Raw genomic sequence first — 25818 nt, forward strand, 5'->3', positions numbered from 1 at the left:
AAGTTCAGGCAATAAAAAAAGCCCCATCACTGGGGCTTTTTTATGAGAGGCCCTTACAGGCCTGTATGTTGAAGCACTTGCAACAAGGGCTGCGGGTAAACACCCAACAGCAGCGTCAGGGCTGCAATGGCGATAAGCATGATGCCGCCGGCACGCTCACCCCAGTTCATGGGTGCATCGTGACGGCTCAGACCTGGTTGTACCAGATACATCGTTACCATGACACGCAGGTAATAGAACAGGCCGATGGCGCTACCAATAACGACCGCCGCGGTCTGCCACCACAGATGGGACTCGACACCCACCGTAATAATGTAGAACTTGCCGATAAAGCCCGCCGTCAACGGAATACCTGCAAGCGACAGCATCATCACTGTTAGAACGGCGGTCAGATACGGGCGTCTCCAGAACAGTCCGCGGTACTCAAACAGCGCATCGGCATCGCGTGTGCCATTGCTTGGGCTGGACATGAGCACGATCACGCCAAAGGCTCCCAGGCTGGTAACGACATAAGTCGCCAAGTACACCCCAATCGCCTCTACCGCAATACCATTGCTGGCAGCGAGGGCTACGAGCAGGTATCCAAAATGTGAGATGGAAGAGTAGCCCAGCAGACGCTTGAGGTTGCTCTGCATCAGGGCCAAGAGGTTGCCGACCAGAATGGAGATGATGGCGATGAAAGCGATCAGGTTATGCAGCCATGTATCGTTCAGCGCAGCGGGCATGGTCTGGAACAGACGAACCACGACAGCGAAAACGGCAACCTTGCTCGCAGTAGCCAGGTAAGCGCCCACCGGTGCCGGTGCGCCTTCATAGACATCCGGCGTCCACAAATGGAAGGGTACCAGCGACAGTTTGAAGCCCAGACCTACGATCATCATGCCGATACCGAGTTCCAGCAGCAGGCCGGCCGAGGCTTGCTGAGTCAGCTGCGCACCGATTCCGCTAAAACTCAGGGTGCCGGACTGTGCATACAGCAGGGCCATGCCAAACAGCAGAATGGCCGAGCCAGCAGCAGATAGCACCAGATACTTCATGCCAGCCTCAAGGGAGCGGCGATTGAAGTAGGAATAGGCCACCAGGCCATACACCGGTACGGACAGCAGCTCAAGGCCAATGAACAGCGAAGCCAGGTGCTGCGAGCTTACCAACACGATACCGCCCGTACAGGACAGTAAAAGCAGTAGGTAAAGCTCTTCACGATTGCTGGAGTATCCCTCCATGTAAGCATGCGACAGCGTCATGCATGCCAATGTGGTAATCAGGATCAGTGCGGTATAGAAGTAGGTGTAGCCATCCATGCGCATCAGGCTGGTGACGTCGATATCGACGACCCGCATCGAGTACACAATGGACAGCAGGGCCAGGTTCAAACCGATGACCGACAGTGTCGGAATCACGGTGTGGTTGCGCCGCCAGGCTATCGCCAGCATCACCACAACGGCGGTCAGACCGGTGATGAGGAGCGGCAGAAGTGCGATGAGATGTTCCGTTGTAAAGGTCATGGCGCTACTACCGGGCAGAAACAATGGAAGAGAAAGCTGTACCCAGCCACTGGTGTACACCACTCATGCTGGCTGCCGACGTATCCAGAATGGGCTGCGGATAAACACCCAGGAGGATCAGCAGACCGACCAGAAGCAGTACCATGGACAGCTCGCGTGCATTGAGCCCCGGCAATTCCCCTTCAGACTTCGCAGGACCAAAGTACGCACGGTGGATCATGATCAATGAGTACACCGAAGCCGCAACCAGACCGAATGTAGCGATCACAACGGTCAGCGGCACCATTGGGAACGCACCCATCAGAATCAGGAACTCGCCTACGAAGTTACCGGTACCCGGCAGGCCCAGCGACGCCGAAGCGAAGAACAGGCTGAGGGCCGGCAGGTAGGGGAGGCGACCCCAGAGTCCACCCATCTCACGCATGTCGCGTGTATGCAGGCGCTCATAGAGCTGACCGCACAGGATGAACAAGCCTGCTGCCGAAAGACCATGGGCGATCATCTGTACCACGACACCCTGCAGTGCATGCTGGCTGCCGGAGTAGATACCGATTAAGACGAAGCCCATGTGCGAAACGCTGGAGTAGGCCACAAGACGCTTGATGTCAGTCTGTGCGAAGGACAGGAACGCACCGTAGAAGATTCCGATGATCCCGAGCCACATGGCAATGGGCGCAAACTCGGCCGAGGCATTGGGAAACAGCGGTACGGCAAAGCGCAGAAGACCGTAAGCGGCTGTTTTCAACAGAATACCGGCAAGGTCTACGGAACCGGCTGTTGGTGCCTGTGCGTGTGCATCGGGAAGCCAGGAGTGAACCGGCACGGCAGGCAGCTTCACGGCAAAGGCAATGAAGAAGCCCAGCATCAGCAGGTATTCAGTCGTTGGATCCATCTGCGTTTTCAGCAGGTCTTCATATTCGAAGGTCAGCACGCCGGTTGCACTATAGTGCACCAGCACCAGGGCCACGATGGCCACCAGCATGATCAAGCCGCTGGCTTGGGTGAAAATGAAGAACTTGGTAGCTGCGGTAATTCGGCTCTTCTTACCGTCGGCGGAGCTGTGACCCCAGAGCGCGATGAGGAAATACATCGGCACCAGCATCATTTCCCAAAAGAAGAAGAATAGGAAGAGGTCGACAGCCAGGAACACACCAACCACACCACCTAGAATCCATAGTAGGTTCAGGTGGAAGAAGCCAACATGCTTCTGGATCTCGCGCCAAGAGCAGACAACAGCCAAAAGACCCAGCAGACCAGTCAGTAACACCATAAGCAGCGACAAGCCGTCCATGGCAAAGTGCAGACTGATACCGAAGCGCTCAATCCAGGGATACTGGAATTCGACGGTCCAGTTCTGCTCGCTACCCGGAGCAGGGGCCAGGCTGAAGTCACCGTGCCACCAGACCCACAGGCCAAGCACCAGCTCCAGCAGCATGGTTAATAAAGCAATCCAGCGTGGCAGAAGATTGCCGGAGCGATCTCCCAGCCAGCACAGCAGACCGCCTATGAAGGGGATCAGGATTAGCCAAGGCAGAATCATGACGGGCTCAATTCCTTTCGTAGATTCAAGTCAGGCCAGAAGCAGTGCGGCCAGAAGCAGCACTGCACCACCCACGATGGAGGCAGCATACCAACGCAGGCGGCCGTTCTCTGTAAGGCTCAGCGTGAGGTTACCGGCACGCGCGAGGATCGGGACAATCAGGATCGCTTTGTCGATCGGGTCGCTACGCAGCAGTCGGGTAATTGCCAGGTAAGGTTTCACGAAGATCCAGTTGTAGAGCCAATCGAAGCCCCAGGCGTGATACCACCAGGTACCAAAAAAGCGACCCGGGGCACTCTTGGCAAGTGCGCTCACAAAGCGACGCTTGCCCAGGAAGAGCAGGGCTGCCAACAGAATGCCAGCCAGCGCAATAGCGCCCGAGGCAATTTCCAGACTGTGCTTGGCTTCTCCGCCCGCATGGCCGGCCGACTGAGGCAGTACACCCGCCAGCGGTGGAGTGATCCAGGCGCCGATAAAGGTGGACAGTACGATCAGGACGATTAGCGGCAAATGATGCGCGATTCCGTGACCACCATGAGCTTCAGTCTTGGCCTCACCGTGGAACACGATAAAGATCAGGCGGAAGGTGTAGATTGAGGTCAGGAAGGCGCCTACCAGGCCTGCAATCAGCAGATTCTGATGGCCACTGGCAAAGGCTTCCCAAAGGATCTCGTCTTTGGAGTAGAAGCCTGCCGTAACCAGCGGTAGCGCTGCCAGCGCTGAGCCACCAACCAGGAAGCTTGCATAGGCCAGCGGAATCTTTTTCCACAGACCGCCCATCTTGAAGATGTTCTGCTCGTGATGGCAGGCCAGGATGACCGAGCCGGATGCAAGGAACAGAAGTGCCTTGAAGAATGCATGGGTCATCAGGTGGAAGATCGCACCGCTCCAGGCGCCTACACCCAGGGCCAGGAACATGTAGCCGATCTGGCTCATGGTGGAGTACGCGAGGATACGCTTGATGTCGGTTTGTACCAGTGCAGCAAAGCCTGCCAGTACCAGCGTAACCGCACCCACGATACCTACCAGATGCAAAATCGAAGGCGTCAGCTCGAACAATCCATGACAACGGGCGATCAGGTATACGCCGGCAGTCACCATGGTCGCTGCGTGGATCAGCGCCGATACTGGGGTCGGGCCTGCCATCGCATCGGCCAGCCAGGTTTGCAAAGGCAGCTGGGCAGATTTACCTACCGCACCACCCAGCAGCATCAGCGTAGCCAGCATCAGCAGCGGATCGTTCATCGTGAACACATCTGGCGCACGAGCCAGCAGTTCCTGGATATCCAGGGTGCCCAGTGTCATGAATAGGATGAATAGACCGAAGGCCATGAACACGTCGCCCACGCGGGTTACGATAAAGGCCTTGAGTGCGGCGTTACCGTTGGCACGTTCGCTGTAGTAGAACCCGATCAGCAGGTAACTGCACAGGCCTACACCTTCCCAACCAAAGTAGAGGAAGAGCAGATTATCGCCCAGTACCAGGAACAACATGCTTGCCACGAACAGGTTGGTATAGGCAAAAAAGCGTGCATAGCCTGCTTCACCGCGCATGTACCAAGAGGCAAACAGGTGAATCAGAAAGCCTACACCGGTGACCACACACAGCATGGTTACTGAGAGACCATCCAGGTACAGCGCAATGTTGGGTGCAAAGCCATCGACGGTCATCCAGTTCCACAGCACCTGGGTGACCGCGCCGGAAGGCGGCGGGCTGGACAGGAACTGCCAGCTAACCCAGGCGGCTGTAAGCGCAGATAGCCCGACCGAGCCTACTCCAATCAGGGCAGATAGGTTTTCGGACCAGCGGCTACGGGAAAACGCCAGCAGCACAAACCCGATAAGGGGAAAGACGAAGGTAAGAGGTAACAGGTTCATCCGCGCATCTCGCTGGCAGCATCGACATCGAGGGTTTGGAAACGGCGATACAATTGCAGCAGGATCGCCAGGCCGATACTCGCCTCGGCAGCAGCAAGGCTCAGTACCAGAATGAACATCACCTGACCATCCGGTTGCCCCCAGCGACTGCCACCGACCACAAAAGCCAGGGCGGAAGCATTCATCATGATTTCCAGACTCATCAATATGAACAGGATGTTGCGCCGTACCATCAGGCCAACCAGACCCAGGGCGAACAACGCGCCGGCAAGTGCCAGACCATGTTCCAGAGGTATCGCATTCATAGGTCCATTCCTTAACGAGTTACTCGCCGACGCCTTTGACGTCTTGTTGCCGGCCCAAGTGGTAGGCCGCAACCAGCGCAGCCAGGAGCAGCATCGACGCCAGTTCGACCGCTAGCAGATAGGGGCCGAACAGGCTGATACCAACCGCTTTCGCATCAACCGTGGTATGACCGATGCCTGCACCGCCGGGCATTCTGCCCAGCACCAGCAGCAACTCGACCAGCAGCGCAATTGAAAGAATCGAAGGGCCAACCCAGATGCCAGGTGTTAACCACTTGCGTTCCTGCTCAACCACGGCCGGGCCGAGGTTGAGCATCATCACGACGAATACGAACAGCACCATGATGGCGCCAGCGTATACGATGACCTCGAGCGCACCGGCGAATGGAGCACCAAGGCTGAAGAAGGTCATCGAGACCGCCAACAGCGAGATGATGAGGTAGAGCAGGGCATGTACCGGATTACGGTTGGTAATCACCCTGAACGTGGCCAGTACGGCGACACCGGCAGCGAAATAGAAAGCAAATTCCATCTTTTCCGTCCTTACGGCAGCAGGCTCTTGACGTTGATTGGCTCGGCCTCGTTCTTCGCAGCACCTTTGGGTTTGCCCGCAATGGACATACCGGCAACGCGATAGAAGTTGTAGTCCGGGTACTTACCAGGTCCGGAAATAAGAAGGTGTTCCTTCTCATACACCAGGTTCTGGCGATCGTACTCACACATTTCGAAGTCCGGTGTCAGCTGAATTGCAGTAGTAGGGCAAGCCTCTTCACACATGCCGCAGAAGATGCAGCGTGAGAAGTTGATCCGGAAAAACTCCGGATACCAGCGACCATCTTCTGCTTCGGTTTTCTGCAGGGAAATACAGCCTACCGGACATGCTACTGCGCACAGGTTGCAGGCTACACATCGCTCCTCACCATCGGGGTCGCGCGTCAGTACGATTCGCCCGCGGTATCGGGGAGGCAGATAGACCTGCTCTTCTGGGTACTGCAGGGTGTCACGCTTTCTGAAGGCATGGGAAAAGACCATCAGCAGGCTGCGTAGCTGAGTCCCAGTACCATGTATGACGTTAATAATTTCTTTAAACATGGACGGTCTCCTCACTGAACCGCGACGGGCGTGGCGTTGTAAAGCACCACGGCTCCGGTGACGAGCAGATTGATCAGGGTCAACGGCAGACACACCTTCCAGCTGAACGCCATCACTTGGTCATAGCGCGGACGTGGGATAGACGCACGCAGCAAAATGAACAGCATGATGAAGAACGCAGTCTTCAGGGCGAACCAGATGAAGGGTGGCAACAGCGGACCATGCCAGCCACCAAAGAACAGCGTGACGAGCAGGGCAGACACCAGCACGATGCCAATGTATTCGCCTACGAAGAACATGCCCCACTTCATGCCGGCATATTCCACGTGGTAACCATCCGCCAGTTCCTGTTCTGCTTCAGGCTGATCGAAGGGGTGACGGTGAGTAACCGCTACACCTGCAATAAAGAATGTACAAAAGCCGAAGAATTGCGGAATGATGAACCACAAACCCTGATGCTGTGCTTCAACGATGTCACGCATGTTGAAGGAGCCGGTTACAGCTACGACGCCCATGAGCGAAAGGCCCATGAATACTTCGTAGGACACTGTTTGCGCCGAAGCGCGCATGCTGCCAAGCAGGGCAAACTTGTTATTGCTCGACCAGCCGGCGAACAGCACGGCATACACGGCAAGACCAGCCATCGCAAAGAAGAATAGAAGGCCGATATTCAGGTCTGCTACGCCCCAAGTTGGCGTGATCGGTACTACAGCAAAGGCGATCAAGAGGGCGCTCATCGCAATGACGGGTGCCAGCATGAACGTCATCTTGTCCGCGAACGGCGGCGTCCAGTCTTCCTTGAAGAACATCTTGATCATATCGGCGCCCAACTGGAATGCACCGAAAGGACCTACACGGTTTGGGCCGTGACGGTCCTGCCAGAGGCCGAGCAGACGACGCTCGACCCAACTGAGCAGCGCGCCGCAAATTACTACGGCAAGCAGGATCACGATGGCCTTCACGACGGCCAGGATAATGGCGATGACGGAAGGGGTTAACCAACTCATTGCGCAGCCTCCTGAACGCGATCGATGGTAAGACCCGCCAGGCGGGCAGGGATGCCTTCAAACCCTACTGGCAAACCGATCAGGCCGGAAGCCAGGCCAGGCTTGACCACCAGCGGTAGACTCAGCGCCTGACCAGCAACCGTAACGCTGACCTTGGTGCCAGGATTGACGCCCAGACGGTCTGCATCCGCTTTTGCAAGCGCAACGTAAACCTCGGGGATACGCTCCTGGAAGGTCTCCGAACGAGCCGATGTCTCTTCACTGCCGAACAAATGATGGATCGGTACGGCTTTCCACTGGTTTGCCTGAGCCGCGTAGGCTGCCGGAATGGCGTTGAACCAGCTCAGGCGGTCGCCAGAAGACTCAATCAGACGAATACCAGGATCGCCCGCACGCAGATGTCCGCCTACCTCGTCCTGGAACTTATTCCAGGCTTGCGGCGAGTTCCAGCCAGGAGACCAGGCAAATGCGATCTGCTGACGGGGTTCGGCGCTGCCGTAATAGCCTTCCATGGAGAAGGCGAAGGCAGAGTCTATATCCTGTGGCGTACGCGGCTCGTGAACGCTGATATTGGCGCGCATTGCAGTACGACCGCTGTAACGGTGAGGCTCACGGGAAAGCTTCTGGCCCTTGATACGGAACGATGCGCTAGGCGCTGCATCCCGAATGCCGGCTAGGCTCGGATGGCTTGCTGCACACGCCTCGGTAACCTGGTCCAGCTGCGTCCAGTCCACAGCTTTGCCCTGCAACGTGCTATGCAGTGCATGTAGCCAACGCCAGCCTTCACGAATCAGGCTGCTCGGATCGTAATAAGTAGGCTCGTACACCTGGAAGAAACGCTGGGCACGGCCCTCCTGGCTTACCAGGGTGCCATCACCTTCCGCAAAGCTTGCGGCTGGCAGGATCAGGTCGGCACGCTCTGCCGTAGCTGTACGCTGATGGTCCAGTACGATCAACGTTTTGGCTGCCTTGAGCGCTTCTTCTACGCGTGCAGAGTCGGCGCGACGGAACAGGTCGTTTTCCAGCACGACCAGCGCGTCGGCTTTACCCGCTGTCAGCGCGTCGAACGCATCATCTACCGACTCGCCGCCAAAAATGGCCAGGCCCATGCTGTTGGCTTCGGGAACCACAAGGCTCAGCGAGCCGTTCTTTTCCTTCAGCGCCAGTGCCTTGGCAATGTTGGCAGCAGCCTCGATCAGCGCACGTGATCCCAGTGACGTACCCGAGATAATGAGCGGCCGCTTGGCATTGAGCAGGGTCTCAGCTACCAGCTTGACCTGCTGCGCTACTTCATCGCTCAAGCCTTCTACTGTCGGCGCGGAGGCGTCGAGAGCGTTGGCCAGTGCAAAGCCGAAGCGAGCCAGATCTTCCGGCGCACCGTGGATAGTCTGCGCAGCGATGTCATCCAGACGTGTCTCAGCCAGGCTGGCTAGAAACACGGGGTTTTTGCTGGACTGCCCGATGGTCTGGACAGCCGCCTTGTGCCACTCAGGAATACGAGCTGCCGCTGCAATATCGGTTGCCTTGCCTTTAGCTGCCTGACGGACTGCCAGAGCGACACGGGCTGCGGTCTGAGTCAGGTCTTCGCCTAGGACCAGCACAGCGTCATGGTGCTCGATGTCGCGGATGGTGGGTACAGGAAGAGGGCTGTTACGCAAGACATCCAGTACAAGACGAACATGTTCAAGCTCGTGCTTCGCCATGCCGCTGTAATAGTTTTCTGCACCTACCAGTTCACGTAGTGCATAGTTGCTTTCCAGGCTGGCACGGGGAGAGCCGATACCGATTACCCTGCGCCCACGCAATAGCTCGGCAGCCTTGTCCAGTGCAGCATCTACCCCTGCGTTGAGCGAGCCGTTACGCAGCAGCGCCTGGCGAGGACGATCCTTGCGGTTCACATAGCCATACCCGAAGCGACCACGGTCGCACAGGAAATAATGGTTAACCGAGCCGTTGTAACGGTTCTCGATACGACGAAGCTCGCCATAGCGCTCACCGGGGCTGATGTTGCAACCAGACGAGCAGCCATGACAGATGCTTGGTGCAAACTGCATGTCCCACTTGCGGTTGTAGCGCTCGGAGTGGGTCTTATCGGTAAAGACGCCGGTTGGGCAGACTTCAGTCAGGTTTCCGGAAAACTCGCTTTCCAGCGTGCCTTCCTCGACGCGGCCAAAATACACATTGTCATGGGCGCCATAAACGCCTAGATCAGTGCCGCCTGCGTAATCCTTGTAATAGCGCACGCAGCGGTAGCAGGCGATACAGCGGTTCATCTCATGGGAAATGAACGGGCCCAGGTCCTGATTCTGGTGGGTGCGCTTGGTGAAGCGATAACGGCGCTTGTTATGGCCTGTCATCACGGTCATGTCTTGCAGGTGGCAATGACCTCCTTCTTCACAGACCGGGCAGTCGTGAGGGTGGTTAGTCATCAGCCATTCGATGACGCTGCTACGGAAGTCTTTAGCTTCCTGGTCATCAATGGAAATATAGGTCTTGTCCGTCGAAGGCGTCATGCAGGACATGACAAGACGACCGCGGGTGTCGTTCTCGTCAGCGAACTGCTTGACCGCACACTGTCGGCAGGCACCAACGCTACCGAGCGCCGGATGCCAGCAGAAATAGGGAATATCGAGACCGAGGGACAGGCAAGCCTCCAAGAGGTTGTCCGCACCGTCGACTTCGTACTCTTTGCCGTCTACGTGGATAGTGGCCATGGTTCTTCAGTCTTCGTTTGCCGGGCGACCTGGAAAGGCTCGAGCCTTTCCACAGCCTTACCGCGGCGTGGCTATTGGAATCACGGTGTCGACGTCTTTACGAAGTTCGTTCAGGCGACGACAGTGGCTGGCCCTGAGGCCAGCGCACAAATCAAATGACCGTTTCTACAACGGAGGGCTGGGGCTCGCTGGGAGCCTTCTTCACGCCTGCCTCGAACTCGCTGCGGAAATACTTGATCGCACTGGCCAGTGGTTCGACCGCACCGGGTGCATGAGCACAGAATGTTTTGCCTGGGCCAAGGAAGGTGCATAGCTGCAGTAGCGTCTCGATATCGCCGCTTTGACCTTCGCCTTTTTCCAGTGCGCGCAAGAGCTTGACGCTCCATGGCAGACCATCGCGACAGGGTGTACACCAGCCACATGACTCACGGGCAAAGAACTCTTCCATGTTGCGCAGCAGCGAAACCATATTGACGGTATGGTCTACCGCCATGGCGAGGCCGGTACCCATACGGGTACCCACTTTGGCGATGCCGCTAGCAAACATGGGTGCCGAAAGATGCTCTGGCAGCAGAAAACCCGTCCCTGCACCACCTGGTTGCCAGGCCTTTAGGGTATAACCGTCGCGCATACCGCCAGCATAGTCTTCGAATAGCTCTTGAGCGGGTATGCCAAACGGCAACTCCCACACCCCGGGATTCTTGACCTTGCCGGAGAAGCCCATGAGTTTTGTACCCATGTCTTCACTTCCCTGGCGCGCCAATGATTTGTACCAATCGACGCCATTGGCGACGATAGCTGGCACGTTGCACAGAGTTTCGACATTATTTACGCAGGTCGGCTTGCCCCAGACGCCAACAGCAGCAGGGAAAGGCGGTTTGGAGCGTGGATTGGCCCGGCGGCCTTCAAGCGAATTGATTAGAGCGGTTTCTTCACCGCAAATGTAGCGGCCTGCACCGGTGTGAACAAACAGCTCGAAGTCAAAACCACTGCCAAAGATGTTTTTGCCCAGGTAGCCAGCGGCCTTGGCTTCCTTGATGGCGCGATTCAGGTTGCGTGCGGCGTCGACATACTCACCACGAAGAAAGATATAACCGCGGTAGGCCTTCAAGGCCCGTGCGCTGATGATCATGCCTTCTACTAGGAGGTGCGGCAGCTGCTCCATGAGCAGGCGGTCCTTCCAGGTGTTAGGCTCCATTTCGTCAGCGTTGCATAGCAGATAACGAATGTTCAGGCTTTCGTCAGCAGGCATCAGGCCCCATTTGACGCCAGTCGGGAAACCCGCACCACCGCGGCCCTTGAGGCCCGAGTCTTTGACAGTCTGAACGATATCCGTAGATGCCATGTCAGCCAGCGCCTTGCGCGCAGCGCCATAGCCGTCTTTGGACGTATATTCCTCAAGCCAGACCGGCGCGGCATCGTCACGCAGACGCCAGGTAAGCGGATGAGTTTCGGGTGTACGAGCGATTTTGTTCGCAGGACCCACGGAGGTAAGCGTCATACATAACCCTCCAGCAATTTGGCGACACCGGACGGCTGGATATTGCCGTAAGTGTCCTCATCGATCATCAGGGCAGGGGCTTTGTCGCAGTTGCCAAGGCAGCATGTCGGGAGCAGGGTAAAGCGACCATCAGCAGTTGTCTGGCCCAGGCCGATACCTAATTGCTCCTGGATCTGTCCCAGTACGGATTCATGGCCACCGATATAGCAGACCATGCTGTCGCAGACGCGGATGATATGACGGCCAACGGGCTGACGAAAAATCTGGCTATAGAAGGTAGCTACGCCTTCCACATCGCTTGCAGGAATGCCGAGGATTTCACCGATGGCATAGATAGCGCCATCCGGGACCCAGCCACGTTCCGTTTGAACGATTTTCAGTGCTTCGATAGATGCCGCACGGGCATCCTCGTAGTGATGCATTTCATGTTCGATGGCAGAGCGTTCGGTTTCACTCAGCTCGAAACGATCAGTTTGAATCAGTGTACTCATGATCAGCGGTCCACATCGGCCATGACGAAATCGATACTGCCCAGGTAGGCGATCAGGTCCGCCACCATGCTGCCTCGGATCACCGAGGGGATCTGTTGGAGATGCGGGAAGCTGGGCGTACGAATGCGAGTCCGGTAGCTCATGGTGCTGCCGTCGCTCGTCAGGTAATAACTGTTCAACCCTTTGGTCGCCTCGATTATCTGCATGGATTCGTTGGCCGGCATGACCGGTCCCCAGGAAACTTGCAGGAAGTGAGTGATCAGGGTCTCGATGTGTTGCAGCGTGCGCTCTTTAGGCGGCGGCGTCGTCAACGGATGGTCTGCCTTGAAGGGGCCTTCAGGCATGTTCTTCAGACACTGATCGATAATGCGCAGGCTCTGGCGCATCTCTTCGATACGGACCAGACAACGATCATAGGCATCGCCGTTGTGTGCGATAGGAACTTCGAATTCGAAGTTCTGATAACCCGAATAAGGCCGTGCCTTGCGCATGTCGAAGTTCAGGCCGGTGGCTCTCAAGTTCGGGCCGGTTACGCCCCAGCGCAACGCTTCTTCAGTGTTGTAATGGGCTACACCTACGGTACGACCTTTTAGGATACTGTTCCGAATGGCTGATTTTTCGTATTCATCCAGACGCTTGGGTAGCCAGTCAACGAACTCCTTGACTAGCTTGTCCCATCCTCGAGGCAGGTCATGGGCCACACCGCCAATACGGAACCATGCTGGGTGCATCCGGAAGCCGGTAATGGCTTCTACCACCTTGTAGGCGCGCTGACGATCCGTAAAGGCGAAGAAGACCGGTGTCATGGCGCCCACGTCCTGAATATAGGTACCCAGGAACAGGAGATGACTCATGATGCGGAAGTATTCACACATCATGATTCGAATCACCTCAACCCGTGCAGGGACTGTAATTCCGGCAAGCTTTTCAACGGCCAGTACGTAGGGGAGGTTGTTCATGACACCGCCCAGGTAGTCAACCCGGTCGGTATAAGGAATGTAACTGTGCCAGGATTGACGTTCGCCAGTTTTCTCGGCTGCGCGGTGGTGATAGCCGATCTCGGGAACGCAGTCGACAATTTCTTCGCCGTCCAGCTGAAGAATGATACGGAAGGCACCGTGGGCGGACGGGTGGTTCGGACCCAGGTTCAGGAACATGAAGTCAGACGTGTCGCTCTGCTGCTTCATGCCCCATTCTTCAGGCTTGAAGCGCAGGGTTTCCTGCTCCAGATCCTGCTTCGCCGCGTTCAGGGCGTAGGGGTCGAATTCCGTCGCGCGGGCTGGATAGTCCTTGCGCAGCGGGTGGCCTTGCCAGCTGTCAGGCATCAGCATCCGCTTGAGCAGGGGATGGCCGTCGAACCGGATGCCGAACATGTCCCAGACTTCACGCTCGTACCAGTTAGCGTTCGGCCAGATATCAGTCACGGTGGGCAAGGTCAGGTCGTTCATCGACAGCGCGACCTTGATCATCACATCGCTATTCCGCTCGATGGACATCAACTGATAGAACACAGTGAAGTCGGCCGGCGGCAGGCCGCGGCGCTGGGTACGCAGCCGTTCATCCATGCCGTGCAGGTCGTACAGCATGACGTACGGACGCGGCAGGTTACGCAGGTAGGTCAGTACTTCTTTAAGCTTTTCACGGGGCACCCACACTACGGGCATGCCCGTACGAGTGGTTTGAACAGTTAGCGCATCCGCGCTAAAGCGTGCCTTGAGTTCACCCACCACGCCTTCATCTTGGGCAGCGTGCAGGGGTGCGGACAGAACAGTGTCTGCAGTCATGATTATCCGTCGCTATCGGTCAACGTCACGTGTGAGCCTGAGGGCTCACACTTCGTCGGGGCTGCGCAGGTTGGTTACCTGAATACGCTGTTCGCGTCGCTGCTCTCGTTGGGCTGGCATCTCGGCACGATAAATACCTTGCTCACCAACAACCCATGAGAGTGGACGACGCTCTTCGCCAATCGAGTCCTGCAAGAGCATCAAGCCTTGGAGGAATGCCTCGGGGCGAGGAGGGCAGCCCGGAATATAGACGTCTACAGGCAGGAACTTGTCCACGCCCTGGACTACCGAGTACACGTCGTACATACCACCGGAATTAGCGCAGGCGCCCATTGAGATGACCCACTTGGGTTCGAGCATCTGTTCGTAAAGACGCTGAATGACCGGAGCCATCTTTATAAAGCAGGTACCTGCCACCACCATGAAATCCGCCTGGCGCGGGGAGGCCCGGATAACTTCAGCACCAAAGCGGGCGATATCGTGCGGCGCGGTAAACGCTGTGGTCATTTCCACATAGCAGCACGAGAGACCGAAGTTGTAAGGCCAGAGGGAGTTCTTGCGCCCCCAGTTGACGGTGTTGTGCAGGACGTCATCGAGCTTGCCCATAAAGATGTTCTTATGGACTTGCCCTTCAGTCGGATCGGAAACGGTTTCCCGTGTCCCGGCCGGATAGCGTTCTACGACCGCATCGGGATCGATCCTGGTAAGTTTGTATTGCATCGCCAAAGCCTCATTGTTTTAGCTTCGCCTGCCGCTTACGGCGGCCTTCAGGAGCCCAGTCGAGCGCCCCGATCCGCCATAGGTAAACAAGACCCGCCAACAGAATTGCTATGAAAACTGTAACTTCGATGAATCCAGCCCATCCTGATTCACGGACGGATACGGACCATGCGAAGAGAAAGAGCGCTTCGACGTCAAAGATCACGAACAGCATCGCGACCAGATAGAATTTAGCGGAGAGGCGCAGTCGCGCTCCACCGGTAGGAACGATACCCGACTCGAAGGGATCGTTTTTACTACGGCCAACAGCACGGCTGCCTAGCAGGCTGGAAACGCCGAGCATGAATCCTATAAGACCGACTACACCCAAAAGGAAAATCGCAAAGCTCCAATTGTGAGCTAGAAGACCGGTCGTATCAGGCATGCTCATGGTCCTTATCGTTTTTGCTAGTAAAAATCCTGCCTCATCCTGCGACATGACGTCGCAAGCGGCGGTGGAATTCTATTCCTGAATAACGCGTGTGTAAAATTTTTGACGAAAAAAGATTTGTTTAAATGATTTCCGTCAATCGTATTCAGGTAAAGTGGATTAAATCTTTGTTTATTAAGATTTATTCTCAACTAAATTCGCTGTTTGGACGCTCTAATAATTGAGTGATTTAGTTGGTTTTATACGTGCAAATCGCTCTTGTTATTAGCGTAGCAGGCTCACTCTCAATTGCTAGAAGTATTGTTCTTTATAAATAAGCTGCGTAAGTTGAGCGTTTTAATATGAAGGGTCCAGATAATATCTTATTGATATCACCTGGATTCGAATACGTCAGATGAAGCGTGTTGTGAAGTGCAGTCAGCGCATGGATGCTAATGAGATATGTGCGTCTTGAAGGTTGATACGCCAGAGTGTTTTTTATTCGAGAAGGTCTACCTTAACTCTGAGTTGAGTATCCTGACTGCCCCGAGTTGAATATTCATACAGAATTCCGTCCTCAGAGCGTGAAGCATTCTGTGAAAAGCCACTCAGCGTAATCCATTCACCTAGCTGGCCGCTGACGCGGGTACTGGTGGATTGAGTATTGATGGTGTTGGGCTGATTTCTGTCCAAGCTGTTATTGCCGCCATCTATTGTCAAATGTACAAGATTGCCGGTAAGGCTGGCAGTAACGTAAAAGCCACGGTTGAGATCGCGATACTCGGTACGGGTATAAGGGCGACCGTAAGGGTCGATTTCAGTGGTGGAAATAGGCACGCTTTGACCAATCTTGACCAAGGCAGGGGAGCCTTCCGTTGCCTGTACCTGCTGTGTGCCGTCTTGCTGTGTGCCGGTGCTGTTACTGATGATGCGAACCTGCGTGTCTGGATGATTACCCAGTCGTCCGTTAACCGAGTAACCCTGCTCATCGCCCTCATCTGCATCGCGTGTATCGACAGTAATCAAAAGGCTATGCGGCTTTGTATCCAATTGAGATAACAGGCTTTTGATTTCAGTGATTTTGTTCGACTCAGCATTAACGATGAGTTGATTGCTATAGGTACTGACTTTGCCTTCTAAGCCCAAAGTGGATTGCACGATAGGCAGCAATTCATCGGCGGTTCTGTAATTAAGGGGAATCACTTCAGTACGAGGTGCCGCCTGTGCTGCGAAGGCAGTCATCAGCAAGGACAGAAATAAGGCCGGGTACGCGCGATAGGGCTTCATAACACCATGCTTCTCACGTTAGGGTCCGATTGGCTGGTTTGCCAGATGCTGTCGAATCGGCTCTGTTGCAAGCGAACAGTGGCTCTCGCGTTGTAATAGGCCGTGCCGGTATATAGCTGTGGATTGTTGCGAATCACCAGGCCCTGATCGTCTATCAGTACGTAAGCGGTGTCGTCTGCCGGATAATCAGGCGAGCGCCTGCGAATTAAAAAGTTACTGGTCAGGCGTCGTGCCAGATTGATGAGTCGATGGCTCTGACGCACAGCTTGGCCTGAGTCCTTGAGCAGTACACGCAGGCGATTGCGAGGGTGCGCCAGTAAAAAACGTGTAATGGCGTGCTCTACATCGCTGCGGTTGTAGAGTTGTGGTTCAAAGTCTGGACTATAGATACAGATGCTGCGTCGTGCCTGGGAAAGCAATTCAACGATATGGAGAGCAGCAGCATCAGGAGTCTCGAAGCGCATCTCACGCTTTTCATTGGCTGCTACGGCCTCTGTTTGCTCCAGCGTAGAGTGTCTGGTCATGTCGACATGGGCGATACCCGCCTCCAGATATTCATCACCGGTGACAGTAAACCCCAGGCGCTGATAAAACGGAATGGCCTGGATTTGTGCGCTTAAAACCTGGCGGTGTAATCCGCGTCGCTCGGCCTCGGATATCACTGCATGCATGATGGTTGAGCCAACATTGAGGCCGCGCCAGTCGCGTAAAACCGCAACGCGACCTATGCGGCCATCCTCCAGTAGGCGAGCAGTGCCTACTGGATAAAGACCCTCTTGAGCCAGAAAGTGTATGGCATGCTCATCTTCCGAGTCCCATTCCATTTCTGGCGGTACAGCCTGCTCTTGGATAAATACGGTTTCTCGTATATGTCTCAGGGCCTCGTTGTCACGCTTCCAGTCTGCGACGCGGATAGAGAGATCACTCATCAGCAAATACCAGGCTGCCTTGTTCAATGAGTTCGCGTATCAGTTCCCGGCCGGCTTCATCCTCTAGCCAGTTGCCCAGGTTTTCTTGATGCAATGCGTCAGCTGAGCATACCAGCGCAAGCAAGGGTTGAAGGTGGCCGGAAAGTAATCTGCTTTGACCGCTCGCGAAAATCATCACATCGTTGCCCATTTGTGACCAGGCCAGTCGTGCGCTGGGGTTGCGTATAAGGCAGGCACCATCTTCCAGAGCTTGGACCAGATCACCTTCTAGAAGAGACTCGCCGCTGATCAGCTCAGGGTAGCGCGGCTCGGTCATGTATTGGCCAAACCAGGCCAATAGCATCCGCTCATCATTGATGTGTTCTTGTATAAGGGCTTTAAGGCGATCTACAGCGTCTTGCTTGATCTGGCCAGAGTCTGCTGCCTGCACAGGTTCAGTGCCTGCATCACTATAGCGCTCTTCTTCTGGGATGAACTGAGTCAAAAAGTCAGTGAAGTGCGTCAAGACCTCTGAGGTACTGGGTGCGCGAAAACCTATCGAATAGGTCATGCACTCATCCTCGGCAATGCCATCATGGGCAAGCTGAGGGGGTAGATACAACATGTCGCCGGGTTCCAACACCCATTCATCGGTCTGCTCAAATTCCGCCAGGATCTTGATATCCGGGTTGTCCTGTAAAGGACTTTCACTGGTGCAACGCTGACCGATCTTCCAGCGACGTCGACCATAACCTTGCAAAAGGAATACGTCGTAGTTGTCGTAGTGGGGACCAACGCCGCCGCCTGGTGCTGCATAGCTGATCATGACGTCGTCGATGCGCCAGCTTGGCAGGAATTTGAATGGCTCGACCAATTCGGCTACTTCAGGAACGAACTGGTCAACCGCTTGAACGAGCAGTGTCCACTCACGCTCAGGCAGGGTAGAAAAGTCTTCTTCCTTGAAGGGACCTTGGCGTAGCTGCCATGGGCCTTGTTCTCCGGGCGCGATGATGCGTGACTCAACTTCTTCTTCGAGAGCGAGGCCAGCCAGTTCGTCAGGAGATAGCGGTGTTTCGAAATCCGGGATGGCCTGACGGATCAACAGGGGTTTGCGCTGCCAATAGTCGCGCAGGAATTCTCGAGCCGTCAGGCCGCCCAACAGTTGCAAAGGAGTGTCTGCGTTCATGTCTGTCTCTGAAATAAAAAAGCCCGGCGCAGCCGGGCATAAGAATAGGCTCAGTATTCAAATACGCTTGGCTTGCTCTATAGCATTACCAATATAGTTGGCAGGTGTCAGCGCCTTGAGTTCTGCCTTGGCCTCTGCAGGAATGTCCAACCCTTCAATAAAAGTTTGCAGGGCTTCGGCGCTAATGCCTTTGCCGCGGGTCAATTCCTTGAGCTTTTCATACGGATTAGCTATGCCGTAACGACGCATGACGGTTTGAACCGGCTCGGCCAAGACTTCCCAGCAGTTGTCCAGATCGTCAGCGATACGCTGCGCATTCAGCTCCAGCTTGCTGATGCCCTTGAGTGTGGCTTCATAGGCAATAACACTATGGGCGAAGCCGACACCCAGATTACGAAGCACCGTTGAGTCGGTCAGGTCGCGCTGCCAGCGAGAGATAGGCAACTTGCTGGCAAGGTGCTGCAGAAGCGCATTGGCAATACCCAGGTTGCCTTCGGAGTTCTCGAAGTCGATCGGATTGACCTTATGTGGCATGGTCGAAGAACCGATTTCACCCGCAACGGTTTTCTGCTTGAAGTAGCCTAGCGAAATATAGCCCCAGATATCCCGATCAAAATCGATCAGGATGGTGTTGAAGCGAGCAATGGCATCGAACAGTTCTGCAATATAGTCATGCGGCTCGATTTGCGTAGTGTAGGGATTCCAGGTAAGACCCAGGTCATTCTCTACGAAGGCTTGTGCGTTCGCCTCCCAATTGATTTGGGAATAGGCCGACAGGTGTGCGTTGTAGTTACCTACGGCGCCGTTGATCTTGCCAAGCAGCTCGATACCAGCAATCTGCTTGATCTGGCGATCCAGGCGATACACCACATTGGCCAGTTCCTTACCCAGTGTAGTAGGGGAGGCTGGCTGTCCGTGAGTGCGCGACAGCATCGGGACGTCGGCAAAACGGTGCGCCAGCTCGCGGATGGCGCCCGCGATGTTACGCATCAGTGGCAATAGAACGGTATCACGACCTTCGCGAAGCATGAGTGCATGAGAAAGGTTATTGATATCTTCTGATGTGCAGGCGAAGTGGATGAATTCGCTGACGGCATTGAGCTCAGGCAGTGCTGCAGCGTGCTCTTTCAGCAGATACTCGATAGCCTTGACGTCGTGGTTGGTCGTGCGCTCGATTTCCTTTACCCGCTCTGCCTGCTCCAGGCTAAAACTGGTTACCAGCTTTTCCAGAATCTCATTGGCCTGCGTGGAGAAGGGCGCTACTTCGGGGATGGCATCATGCGAGGCCAGGCGCTGGAGCCAGCGAACTTCAACCGTGGCGCGGAAACGGATCAGACCGTATTCGCTGAAAATCGGGCGCAGGGCTTGGGTTTTGCTGGCATAGCGGCCGTCAATAGGCGAAACCGCGGTAAGCGAGGAAAGCTGCATGGGGCATTCTCGACAGTCAATGAGAGGAAAAAGGCGCGATAGCATACACCAAAGCGCCATGTTTGGCTGAGCGCGAGCGAGATGGTTGATCAGCTGTTCAGGAGAGGATAGAGCTCATCAAGCATCTTGCGTCGACTAAAGACCATCTGCCAGCGGTGTCCGCCCAGTTGTCGCCAGAGACGGGCGGAACGAATGCCGGCCAATAGCAATGCTCTCACCTTGGCGGCGTTGGCCGGTATCTGTAGGTAACGCATCTCGCCATGCACCTGAATACGCTGGCGAAATGTACTCAGTGTGTCTTCATAAATGCTGCCAAAGCTGGCAATGACGTTTTCATGCGTCAAACCAAAGTGTTGAACCTGCTGCTGCACCTGATCAAGGCGCTTGCCAATCAGTTTCAGCATATCTTCGCGCCGGTCTAGCCGTCGTTCCAGAGCAATCATCGACAAGGCGTATTTAAGAGGCTCTCGCTGCAGGCTTGAGGGGTTGCGCTCCAGGGCGCTGGACAACGCCCTCATGCCATCGCGCAGGTCGATACTGTCCCCGCTATAGACCTCAAGCGTGGTTTGTGGGTTTGTAACCAGCAGGCTGCCCAACATGCAGGCCAGTGGCGCCTCGCTGATCTGTCCCGTCTTGGCCAGGCGATCGACTAGAAACGCGGCCTCGAAGACAGCACCCAGTGCTACCAGTTGCTCATGTATCGACGTCATGCTGCAGGGCTCTCCCTATATGCAGGCTCAGCGTCTTCGATAACACCACCGCCCAGGCAAATCTCTCCATCATAGAAAACGACAGATTGACCTGGGGTGACAGCCCTTTGTGGCACTTCAAAGACAGCACGATAACCGGTGGCTGTTTTTTCAAGGCGGCAGGCCTGATCCTGCTGGCGATACCGTACTTTGGCTTTCAGCTTGAGAGGGGACGTCAAATCGACCGGGTTGACCCAGTAAATAGTGTTGACGGTCAACGCCTGAGAATACAGCCAGGGGTGTTCGTTACCCTGACCAACGATCAGAACGTTACGCTTCAGGTCTTTGCTCAGGACGTACCATGGGTCATCTCCGGAATCCTTCATGCCACCGATGCCCAGCCCCTGCCGCTGACCAATGGTGTGATACATCAGCCCATGATGTTTGCCGATGATCTTGCCTTCGGTGGTTTCGATATTGCCGGGCTGAGCGGGCAGGTACTGCTTGAGGAAATCGGCAAAGCGGCGCTCGCCGATAAAGCAGATACCGGTAGAGTCTTTTTTGCGTGCTGTGGCCAGTCCGTATTTTTCGGCAATCGCGCGAACTTCAGGCTTTTCCAGTTCGCCTACCGGGAACAATGTCTTGGCCAGCTGTTCGCCACCCACCGCGTGCAGGAAATAGCTCTGGTCCTTGTTGGGATCCAGGCCTTTTAGTAGCTGGGTCTGGTCGTTTTCGTCCCGACGGCGAACATAATGACCTGTGGCGATAAGATCGCCCCCCAGCATCAAGGCGTAGTCAAGAAATGCCTTGAACTTGATTTCCCGGTTACACAGGATGTCCGGATTGGGCGTTCGGCCTGCCTTGTACTCTTCCAGGAAGTGTTCGAAGACGTTATCCCAATATTCGGCTGCGAAGTTGGCCGTGTGCAGCTTGATACCAAGCCGGTCGCACACTGCCTGGGCGTCAGCCAGGTCTTCTTTGGCTGTACAGTATTCAGTGCCGTCATCCTCTTCCCAGTTTTTCATGAAGAGGCCTTCGACCTGGTATCCCTGTTCCTTCAGGAGCAGCGCTGAAACAGAGGAGTCCACTCCGCCTGACATGCCGACAATGACGCGTGTTGAAGAGGGCGTATGCATATGCAGAAGTATTCAGGAAAAAGCACAGTTTAACAGGGTAAGGCAGGGCACGGCGACCTAGAGACGGATCACTTCCAGGGGGAAGGAGCCAGTGCTGAGATAATCATCAACGCAGCGCAGGACCAATTCACTGCGCCAGGAGGCCTCATTTGCAACCAGTTCCTCCCGGGTCATCCATTTAGGGCCGATAATGCCCTCGTCGAGTGGGTGCTCGGGTAGGTGGCGAAGCGGACGCGCTGAAAAGCAGACGCGCTGGTAGGTCACGCCGTTGCTGGGAGCGGTATACAAGTAAATGCCTGTGACACCTGTAAGCTCAACTTCCCAACCGGTTTCTTCGAGGGTTTCTCTACGGGCGGCGTCGAGCAGGCTTTCATTGGCCTCAAGGTGCCCGGCCGGCTGATTGAGACGTGGCTGGCCATCAATCAGTTCTTCAGTAAACAAAAAACGTCCCTGATCTTCAATAACGGTTGCGACAGTGATATGGGGTTCCCATTTCATAAGAGGCCCTGTTTTCAATGAAGCATAGAGGTAAAGGCTGAAAGCAGAACCCCGGCACTGGGCCGGGGTTCTGTAAGCACTAGCGTGTCATATTAGGACAGCGTGGCCAGGGCTTCGTTTAGGGTCGCGCTTGGGCGCATTGCCTTGCTGGCAAGTTCTGCGCTCGGGTGGTAATAACCCCCAATATCCACAGGCTTGCCCTGTACTTCGTTCAATTCGGCAACGATCTTGGCTTCGTTGTCGGCAAGCTGCTTGGCCAGCTTGGAAAACTTCGCCTGCAGTTCGCCATCCTCGGTTTGCTCAGCCAGTGCCTGAGCCCAGTAAAGGGCTAGGTAGAAGTGGCTGCCACGGTTGTCCAGTTCGCCTACCTTGCGTGAAGGTGACTTGTTGCTGTCCAGGAACTTACCGTTGGCTTGGTCCAGTGTCTTGGCGAACAGGCGGGCCTTGGCATTATTGGTCGCATGGCCGTAGTGATCCAGCGATTCGGAGAGCGCCAGGAACTCACCTAGAGAGTCCCAACGGAGATGGTTTTCCTGTACGAACTGCTGAACGTGCTTGGGTGCAGAGCCGCCCGCGCCAGTCTCGAACAGACCGCCACCGTTCATGAGCGGAACGATGGACAGCATCTTGGCACTGGTACCAAGCTCCATGATGGGGAACAGGTCGGTCAGGTAGTCACGCAATACGTTACCGGTAACGGAAATCGTGTCCTTGCCTGCACGGATGCGCTCAAGGGACAGGCGAGTTGCCTCAACCGGAGAGAGGATCTGAATGTCCAGGCCAGCTGTGTCGTGATCCTTCAGGTAGGTTTGTACCTTTTTGATCAATTGGGCATCATGGGCGCGTGCAGGATCCAGCCAGAACACTGCCGGGGTGTTGCTGGCACGTGCGCGGTTAACTGCCAGTTTTACCCAGTCGCGGACCGGAGCATCCTTGGTCTGGCACATGCGCCAGATATCACCTGCCTCGACAGTATGCTCAAGAAGAACATTGCCGTTGGTGTCAGTAACACGAACCACGCCGTCAGCAGGGATCTTGAACGTCTTGTCGTGGGAGCCGTATTCCTCGGCCTTCTGAGCCATCAGGCCTACGTTAGGTACGCTACCCATGGTAGCCGGATCGAAAGCGCCGTTTTGCTTGCAGTCTTCGATAACCGCTTGATAGACACCGGCATAGCAGCGATCAGGGATCATGGCCAGGGTATCGTACAGCTTGCCATCGGCGCCCCACATCTTGCCTGATTCACGAATCATGGCGGGCATGGAGGCATCGACAATCACATCGCTTGGAACGTGCAGGTTGGTAATACCCTTGTCAGAGTTCACCATGGCCAGCTGGGGGCGCTGCTCGTAAACAGCTTTGATATCCGCTTCGATTTCTGCCTGCTTGTCTTCCGGCAAGGTTTTGATCTTGGCGTACAGGTCACCAATACCATTGTTTAAGTCAACACCCAGCTGACTTAGTGTGTCAGCATGCTTTTTGAGCGCATCAGCATAAAACACCGAAACTACGTGGCCAAACATGATCGGGTCGGAGACCTTCATCATGGTTGCCTTGAGGTGCAGGGACAGCAGGACGTTGCTGTTCTTTGCGTCAGCAATGGCGGCTTCGATAAAGCTGGCCAGAGCCTTCTTGCTCATGACCGATGCATCGATCAACTCGCCAGCTGTTACGGATGTTTTTTCCTTCAGTACCTGCGTGCTGCCATCGTTGGTGGTCAGCTCGATCTTGACCGTGCCTGATGCTTCGATCAGGGCAGACTTTTCGCTACCGTAGAAGTCGCCCTCATTCATGTGCGCGACCTTGGTCTTGGAGTCTGCGCTCCAAGCGCCCATTTTATGGGGATGCTTTTTGGCGTAGTTCTTGACGGAAAGAGGTGCGCGGCGGTCAGAATTACCCTCGCGGAGAACCGGGTTAACAGCGCTGCCTTTGATCTTGTCGTAGCGAGATTTGACGTCTTTTTCCGTGTCGTCTTTTGGCTCGTCCGGGTAGTTCGGTAGTGTGTAGCCTTGATCCTGAAGTTCCTTGATAGCTGCTTTCAGCTGAGGAACCGAGGCGCTGATGTTAGGCAGCTTGATGATGTTGGCTTCGGGAGTAGTAGCCAGTTGGCCCAGTTCAGCCAAGTGGTCAGAAATCTTTTGGTCTTCGCTTAGATATTCAGGAAAAGTAGCGATGATGCGGCCAGCTAGAGAGATGTCGCGGGTTTCAACAGCAATGCCTGATGATTCGGTAAACGCTTTGACGATAGGAAGCAGGGAATAGGTGGCAAGGGCAGGTGCTTCGTCTGTAAGCGTATAGATGATCTTCGACGTTGTAGACATTTGTTACGTTAACCTCTCTGTATCATAGCGATTGCGCCTATTTGAATGGCACCGAACCAGCTAGTTCACCGACAAGGCACCGGTAGACGCAGATGAAAACGCGAGATTTGAGAACAATTCCGGGCACTTGAGCAGGCCAGAAAGGTTTGCCGTTAACGACGCGCCGGGTTTCAAGCCTGCACACACTGAGGCAGGCCCGACCGGACCCGTCCCGGATTGATCTCGGGCTTCTAGGGCCCAAAAATCGTCACGGAGTATATCAGCTAGGGAGGTCTTTCGCATTGCTAGGTTTGTTTGAATAACTACACAAACCTTTAAGTGAAGTGATTGCCTTTCAAATGTTTATTTTCTGAACAATTGGGTCTTTGAAATAGCGTAGTTCCTGCTTGGGACTTGGCTAATCCATTGGTTTTAATAAATTAGTTTTTAAACGAATAAAGTCTTTTAACTGCTGCGTAATAAAAAGCCCCGAGCAAGTCGGGGCTTTTTATTTGATTTAGCGCTGTTGGCGCAGTAGCGCCTCTATACGCTCCTCCAGAGGAGGGTGGCTCATGAACAGACCGGCAAAGCCATGGCCCTTGCTGCTCTTGATTCCAAAAGCGGTCAGAGTGTCTGGCATTTGTCCTTGAATGTTCTGTTCCGCACGCAAGCGCTGTAATGCAGAAACCATTGCATTTGTACCTGCTAGGCGTGCACCTGCTTCGTCGGCACGGAATTCGCGAAAGCGCGAGAACCACATGACGATGATAGTCGCCAGGATGCCCAGAACCAGTTCAGCGACGATACTGGTAATGTAATAGGCGGGCCCATGACCTTCCTCTGTTTTAAAGACGGCCTTGTCGATGAAATTGCCGAATATGCGGGCAAAGAACATGACAAAGGTGTTCACGACGCCTTGGATCAGGCTCAGTGTCACCATGTCGCCGTTGGCTACGTGACCGATCTCGTGCGCCAGAACGGCGCGCACTTCTTCAGGCGAGAAACGCTCAAGCAAACCCTGGCTTACCGCAATCAGTGCATCGTTCTTGTTCCAGCCCGTTGCAAAGGCGTTCGCTTCGTAAGCAGGAAAGATGCCAACCTCAGGCATCCGAATGCCTGCCTCGCGAGACAGATCCTCAACAGTTTGCAGTAGCCATTGCTCGTGACGAGTCCGGGGCTGACTGATGATTTCGGTTCCGGTGCTCATCTTGGCCATCCACTTGGAAATGAATAGCGAGAATAGCGAGCCGGCAAAACCGAAGACGGCACAGAAAATCAGAAGACTTCCGTAGTTCTGGCCTGTAAAACGATCTACTCCCAGCACTTTAAGCGTAATGCTGGCGATCAGCAGTACGGCCAAGTTGGTGCCAAGGAACAGCAGAATTCGCATCATGGTGTAAAGCTTCTCCTAACAACCGGAAGACTATTTCCTAGCGGCGT

21 protein-coding genes and 1 pseudogene are annotated in these 25818 nt (G+C 55.1%); all 22 read right to left on the reverse strand.

All coding sequences use genetic code 11. The features are described from left to right. Positions 1-53: 53 nt before the first annotated feature. Positions 54-1505 (reverse strand): NADH-quinone oxidoreductase subunit NuoN, encoded by a 1452-nt coding sequence (gene nuoN / locus EAW52_RS09275; protein WP_010794914.1) that lies wholly within the window; start codon positions 1503-1505, stop codon positions 54-56. Between the two features lie 7 nt (positions 1506-1512). Next, positions 1513-3045 (reverse strand): NADH-quinone oxidoreductase subunit M, encoded by a 1533-nt coding sequence (gene nuoM / locus EAW52_RS09280; protein WP_010794913.1) that lies wholly within the window; start codon positions 3043-3045, stop codon positions 1513-1515. A gap of 30 nt (positions 3046-3075) precedes the next feature. After that, the gene (gene nuoL, locus EAW52_RS09285) at positions 3076-4923 is read right to left on the reverse strand and encodes an NADH-quinone oxidoreductase subunit L (RefSeq protein WP_122042202.1); all 1848 of its coding nucleotides are present in this window, start codon (positions 4921-4923) and stop codon (positions 3076-3078) included. Beyond that, positions 4920-5228: an NADH-quinone oxidoreductase subunit NuoK gene (nuoK, locus tag EAW52_RS09290; protein WP_010794911.1), complete on the reverse strand. Its 309-nt coding sequence runs from the start codon at positions 5226-5228 to the stop codon at positions 4920-4922. The genes nuoL and nuoK overlap by 4 nt, the downstream gene beginning before the upstream one ends. A gap of 19 nt (positions 5229-5247) precedes the next feature. Beyond that, positions 5248-5760: an NADH-quinone oxidoreductase subunit J gene (gene nuoJ / locus EAW52_RS09295; RefSeq protein ID WP_122042203.1), complete on the reverse strand. Its 513-nt coding sequence runs from the start codon at positions 5758-5760 to the stop codon at positions 5248-5250. A gap of 11 nt (positions 5761-5771) precedes the next feature. Next, on the reverse strand, positions 5772-6320 hold the full coding sequence (gene nuoI, locus EAW52_RS09300) for an NADH-quinone oxidoreductase subunit NuoI (RefSeq protein ID WP_122042204.1): 549 nt from the start codon (positions 6318-6320) through the stop codon (positions 5772-5774). 11 nt (positions 6321-6331) lie between these two features. Continuing rightward, positions 6332-7327, reverse strand: coding sequence for an NADH-quinone oxidoreductase subunit NuoH (gene nuoH, locus EAW52_RS09305; RefSeq protein ID WP_122042205.1), 996 nt, complete (start codon positions 7325-7327; stop codon positions 6332-6334). Then, entirely contained in the window at positions 7324-10041 is a 2718-nt protein-coding gene (nuoG, locus tag EAW52_RS09310) for an NADH-quinone oxidoreductase subunit NuoG (protein WP_122042206.1), read from the reverse strand. The genes nuoH and nuoG overlap by 4 nt, the downstream gene beginning before the upstream one ends. A gap of 151 nt (positions 10042-10192) precedes the next feature. Next, positions 10193-11542, reverse strand: coding sequence for an NADH-quinone oxidoreductase subunit NuoF (nuoF, locus tag EAW52_RS09315; RefSeq protein WP_122042207.1), 1350 nt, complete (start codon positions 11540-11542; stop codon positions 10193-10195). Then, the gene (gene nuoE / locus EAW52_RS09320) at positions 11539-12039 is read right to left on the reverse strand and encodes an NADH-quinone oxidoreductase subunit NuoE (RefSeq protein ID WP_173869050.1); all 501 of its coding nucleotides are present in this window, start codon (positions 12037-12039) and stop codon (positions 11539-11541) included. Before nuoE ends, nuoF begins: the two co-directional genes overlap by 4 nt. Next, on the reverse strand, positions 12036-13817 hold the full coding sequence (gene nuoC / locus EAW52_RS09325) for an NADH-quinone oxidoreductase subunit C/D (RefSeq protein WP_010794904.1): 1782 nt from the start codon (positions 13815-13817) through the stop codon (positions 12036-12038). The genes nuoE and nuoC overlap by 4 nt, the downstream gene beginning before the upstream one ends. Before the next feature lie 45 nt (positions 13818-13862). Further along, entirely contained in the window at positions 13863-14537 is a 675-nt protein-coding gene (locus tag EAW52_RS09330) for an NADH-quinone oxidoreductase subunit B family protein (protein WP_010794903.1), read from the reverse strand. Positions 14538-14547: 10 nt separating this feature from the next. After that, positions 14548-14961: an NADH-quinone oxidoreductase subunit A gene (locus EAW52_RS09335; RefSeq protein ID WP_010794902.1), complete on the reverse strand. Its 414-nt coding sequence runs from the start codon at positions 14959-14961 to the stop codon at positions 14548-14550. 483 nt (positions 14962-15444) lie between these two features. Next, on the reverse strand, positions 15445-16233 hold the full coding sequence (locus EAW52_RS09340; RefSeq protein WP_122042208.1) for a secretin N-terminal domain-containing protein: 789 nt from the start codon (positions 16231-16233) through the stop codon (positions 15445-15447). 509 nt (positions 16234-16742) lie between these two features. Further along, positions 16743-17162 (reverse strand): annotated as a pseudogene (locus EAW52_RS26380) (GNAT family N-acetyltransferase); the annotation flags it as partial. Further along, positions 17155-18327 carry a cupin domain-containing protein gene (locus EAW52_RS09350; RefSeq protein ID WP_122042210.1) on the reverse strand — a complete coding sequence of 391 codons (1173 nt, stop codon included), beginning with the start codon at positions 18325-18327 and terminating at the stop codon, positions 17155-17157. The gene EAW52_RS09350 and the pseudogene EAW52_RS26380, both read right to left, overlap by 8 nt. Before the next feature lie 57 nt (positions 18328-18384). Next, positions 18385-19755: an adenylosuccinate lyase gene (purB, locus tag EAW52_RS09355; RefSeq protein WP_122042211.1), complete on the reverse strand. Its 1371-nt coding sequence runs from the start codon at positions 19753-19755 to the stop codon at positions 18385-18387. 89 nt (positions 19756-19844) lie between these two features. Further along, the gene (gene hflD / locus EAW52_RS09360) at positions 19845-20465 is read right to left on the reverse strand and encodes a high frequency lysogenization protein HflD (RefSeq protein ID WP_122042212.1); all 621 of its coding nucleotides are present in this window, start codon (positions 20463-20465) and stop codon (positions 19845-19847) included. After that, the gene (mnmA, locus tag EAW52_RS09365; RefSeq protein WP_122042213.1) at positions 20462-21580 is read right to left on the reverse strand and encodes a tRNA 2-thiouridine(34) synthase MnmA; all 1119 of its coding nucleotides are present in this window, start codon (positions 21578-21580) and stop codon (positions 20462-20464) included. Before mnmA ends, hflD begins: the two co-directional genes overlap by 4 nt. A gap of 57 nt (positions 21581-21637) precedes the next feature. Further along, entirely contained in the window at positions 21638-22078 is a 441-nt protein-coding gene (locus tag EAW52_RS09370) for an NUDIX hydrolase (protein WP_010794895.1), read from the reverse strand. Positions 22079-22170: 92 nt separating this feature from the next. Next, a complete protein-coding gene (locus EAW52_RS09375; protein WP_122042214.1) occupies positions 22171-24399 on the reverse strand; it encodes an NADP-dependent isocitrate dehydrogenase in 2229 nt (742 codons plus the stop codon). 496 nt (positions 24400-24895) lie between these two features. After that, entirely contained in the window at positions 24896-25771 is an 876-nt protein-coding gene (gene htpX / locus EAW52_RS09380) for a protease HtpX (RefSeq protein WP_122042215.1), read from the reverse strand. Positions 25772-25818 lie beyond the last annotated feature (47 nt).

It is taken from the genome of Pseudomonas sp. LTJR-52, from assembly GCF_003691465.1.
In the GTDB taxonomy this organism is placed as follows: domain Bacteria; phylum Pseudomonadota; class Gammaproteobacteria; order Pseudomonadales; family Pseudomonadaceae; genus Chryseomonas; species Chryseomonas luteola.